Source organism: Cytophagia bacterium CHB2 (genome assembly GCA_030263535.1).
In the GTDB taxonomy this organism is placed as follows: domain Bacteria; phylum Zhuqueibacterota; class Zhuqueibacteria; order Zhuqueibacterales; family Zhuqueibacteraceae; genus Coneutiohabitans.
Genome location: SZPB01000487.1, coordinates 1 through 3,841, shown reverse-complemented (window position 1 = coordinate 3,841; position 3,841 = coordinate 1). Strand labels below are relative to the sequence as shown.

3 protein-coding genes are annotated in these 3,841 nt (G+C 50.9%); all 3 read right to left on the bottom strand.

Annotated features, from left to right (window positions below; translation table 11 throughout):
* Window positions 1–559: 559 nt before the first annotated feature.
* The gene (locus FBQ85_27710; protein MDL1878920.1) at window positions 560–919 is read right to left on the bottom strand and encodes a T9SS type A sorting domain-containing protein; all 360 of its coding nucleotides are present in this window, start codon (window positions 917–919) and stop codon (window positions 560–562) included.
* Window positions 920–940: 21 nt separating this feature from the next.
* Entirely contained in the window at window positions 941–2,017 is a 1,077-nt protein-coding gene (locus FBQ85_27705; GenBank protein ID MDL1878919.1) for a hypothetical protein, read from the bottom strand.
* Between the two features lie 930 nt (window positions 2,018–2,947).
* Window positions 2,948–3,841 (bottom strand): T9SS type A sorting domain-containing protein (locus FBQ85_27700; protein ID MDL1878918.1); only part of this gene is annotated, 894 nt, incomplete at its 5' end.

The following is a 3,841-nucleotide window of genomic DNA, read 5'->3' as shown; positions in this document are numbered from 1 at the left end:
CTAATCAACGCGAATGGTCGCTAATGCTTTTTAATTCGCGATGATTCGCGTCTATTCGCGGTTGGAGATTGGGAAAGTTATTTAATCGTCGATCCTAAGGCGGAACAATTGACGGGCTTGACATGCAAAATAGCTTCATTAACATGACATTTCAACAAAAATTTCGTTTAAATGCGAAGAAAAGATTGTGACTGCCGTTTGACGGGTGCGGCTGTTGGGGCAATATCAATTGGCGGGAACGCTGGAAGAATCTGCCGGCGCGGGTTCAAAGCAAAAGAGCGTAAGGCGTAATCTTTTTCATTGCGCCTTACGCTCTCCCTTCAGAGCCTCGCGGTGTGGCCGAGAACCGCTTTTATTGGATAATCGATGAGGTTAACCATCTGTATTCGAGTATGTGCTTTGAGCGAAAACAGGCTTTCCGGCTACACCCCCACCCGGCTCGCATGACTCCTATCCAGGTCAACCGACCGGTCAGCACAATGCCGGGCGAAGTTCGACTTGCGCGCCACTGGCGTGATCAACTCCAAATTCTTTTTGCGCAAGTCGAACTTCACGCGCGCTACTTCATCAACACGAGCTTGCGCTGGGCGACAAATTCGCCGGCTTTCAAGACATACAGATACACGCCGCTCGCCACGCGCTGGCCGCGCGCATCGGTCGCATCCCAGACGAGATTGTGACGTCCCGGACCCATTTCACCCGCGGCGAGCTTCTTGACAAGTTGCCCATTCGTGTTGAAGATCGACAACAAGACTTCACCGATCACCGGCAACTGAAAACTGATCGTCGTGCTCGGGTTAAATGGGTTCGGATAGTTCTGCGATAACTCATAACTGGTCACTGGCGACTGATCACTGATCACTTCTTCATCATCAAACGACTTGGGCAAATCACCGGGGTCGTGCAGCCTCCGCGCCAGTGATTCATTGCAACGCCGCGACTACGAGCACACCGAGCCAAAATTGTTTTGCGTGAACGTGTTGCCGGTTCCGTGATTGTTCAAATCACAATTGCCGTTACCTCGCGCCCGGTTCTTTTTGAAGGTGTTGTTGTCCGAACCGGCTTCCAGCAAAATGCCGTATTCCCCGTTAATATCGGCCTTGTTGTTGGAACCGATCTTGTTGCGATCGGAACCAAGCAACAGGTAAATTCCGACCAACAAATTGGAGTTGCACTCGTTGTCGCCGAGATCGTTTTCGTGGCTTCCGTACAGCACAATTCCAGCTTGATTACCGTTACACTCGTTGGAGCTGATCACGTTCTTGCCGGCGCTGGGATTTGTGTCCCCTTCCAAACCGCCCAGCACAAGAATTCCAACTATGTTCGTATGCGCGACATTATCTTTCACAAGATGCTTGCCGCCGAAATAAATGGAAATGCCTGTCGGTGCGAATAAGCCAATATCCAAAATATCATGCACCACGTTATCCTTCACCTGGCAGCTTACGCTTCCAAATAGGGTGATTCCAGCGCCTTCCTTCACCTCGTTATCCTTCACTTCGACCTGGATGCACTCTTCTAAAAATACAGTGCCAGTGATGTCAAAGCCTTCGATCTTGCCTTTGGTTACACCGCTCACTACAAAACCGCCAATGAGGTGGGCCTGGCCTTTTTTCGCCGCCGTAATGGTCAAGTTGTCGGTGAAAACGACCACCTCTTCCGTATACGTCCCGTTTTTCACGATAATCTTGGTGCCGGGCGCAGCCGCATCGACCGCAGATTGAATGGTGGGAAAACCGCTGCTCGGCACCGTAATTTTACCGCTGGCCGCGATTTGCGGCACGTGGTTTTGCCGCTTCTTCGCGGCTTGCATTTTCAAAGCCGCAGCACGCTCTGCGATTTGGGTTTTACCGGCCTCGATTTTTTCTTTGAGTTTGGACAGCGAGGCTTTGGAATCCAAAGTGGAGGTTGATTGGACTTGCTGCTCTTGCGGCGGGGCGACCGGGCTTTCATATTTTTCGCAGCCGAGTAAAACCATAACCGCCAACACCGTAAGCGTTGTGATGAAACGTTTCATACGTGCTCCTCATTTAGGAGTGGTGAAATACCGAGCGCCGCCCGCACCAGCCGGCGACGCGGAGGAATTGAAAATCGCAGCGGGTGAATGATCGTTGCAGGATCATTTTTCAAGATAATCGTCTCTCGGTCATGCGCCAAGCCTCTTTTCAAGAAGTGGCGATTTTTTAAGCGTGCGTAATACGTTCTTGCGTCACCCGCGCAGGCCGGCCACGCGGTAGAATTGGAAGTCAAGGTGGGTAATTGCAGGTGGTATTCTGAGGAAGGAGTACCCTTGCAGCCGAACAAATTTTCCCTGGTGCTCCAGCCGAAATTTTACCGTATTAAAAAATCGCTTTACAGGCAAGTGCAAATACCTGCATTGCCCGACAGGTGCGGAATGTTTTTTGAAGGCTGCCGTGCCGGTTTTAAAATTTACTCGACTTGAGAATTACGCAAGATTCCTTGTTGTTTTGTGTGGACAGCATGATCTATCGATAGAATCATTTCAAATCGGTCTGTCGGCAAATTATGCTGCCAGAAACTTTCAGGATTTTGTTCTGAGCTTGAAAAGCCAAACGCCTTAGCGGCTAGTACGCTGTCACCTTAATTTGTAGGAGTGCCTCTCGAAATGTCATCCAGACGGGATCTTGTGAAGTACTCGGCATTAGGCCTAGAACTTCACAAGCTCCCTCCGGAATGACAGAACGAAGAGGGATATATTTTTTAAGGTGACAGTGCACTAGTTTTTCTATTAGTTTGGAGATTTTCTTTTTGGTTGCGACTTGTCCACGTCGGGGTTGTGAGAACGCTTGAGTTCTAATGCAACGGCCAAGCCGTTGCAAGAACATTTTATCACAGTTGACAGGCCTTGAATAAAACAAAAAGCGTAAAACATAATAGACAAAATTACGTTTTACGCTTTTGCGTTTTATACTCTCTGTTTCAGATATTACTTCGTCAACACGAGTTTGCGCTTCGCCACGATACCATTGGCCTGCAATACCGCGATATAAACGCCGCTGGTCACGCGCGCGCCTCGCTCATCCGTCGCATCCCAGACAATTTGGTGGCGGCCCCGGGCAAATGTGCCATCCACCAATTTGTTGACGAGCTGCCCGGTGCTGTTATAAATCGTCAGCCTCACCTCACTCAGGTCGGCGAGTTCAAACGTCATGGTGGTGCTGGGGTTGAAGGGATTGGGATAGTTCTGCTGCAACTCGAAATGGTCGGGCAGTTCCACTGCGGCCAAGCCCTTTGTAATGCCGTTCAGCGCCGGTTTGCCGGCATAACATTCCAACTCGAAAATCTCGTTGTCGTTCTTGTTGTTTTGATCTATGCGTAGGCGGAAATAGCGCGCCGGAGACAGTGTGCTGAAGGTGACATCTTGCGTGCCTCTCTCGCCCGCGTTGTTGGTGTAAACCGTGGTCCATTCGCTGTCGCTATCGCCGCCGGTGTTTGAAACTTCAAAACGATAGCGTTTGGCAAAATGACTGTCTCTCCATTTGACCACGGCGCGGTTGATATAGTAGGGCCCTCCTAAATCCACCCGCAACCAGGAATTGGGTGTGGCTTTGGGCGCACTGCCGCTGCGCCAGTAAGAGGTCGCGCTGCCATCGGCCGCGCGTTCCGGAGAATAAGGCGCAACCGTGCTGGAAGCCGTGATCAACTTGCCGCGCGCGAGATTGCCGGCAGGCACACCGTTGACCGTGATGTAATTCGTTTTGGTCTCGGTGTTATAGTTGCACGCGCTGGTCACCGTCAATTTTACGGTGTACACGCCGGAAAGGGTGTATTGATGCGTGGGACTCTGCTCCGTCGAAGTTGCGCCATCGCCGAAATCCCA

What these genes read in the sequence shown, in the direction of transcription:
- FBQ85_27705 (MDL1878919.1), bottom strand. Translation starts at nt 2,017, where the DNA reads ATGAAACGTTTCATCACAACGCTTACGGTGTTGGCGGTTATGGTTTTA.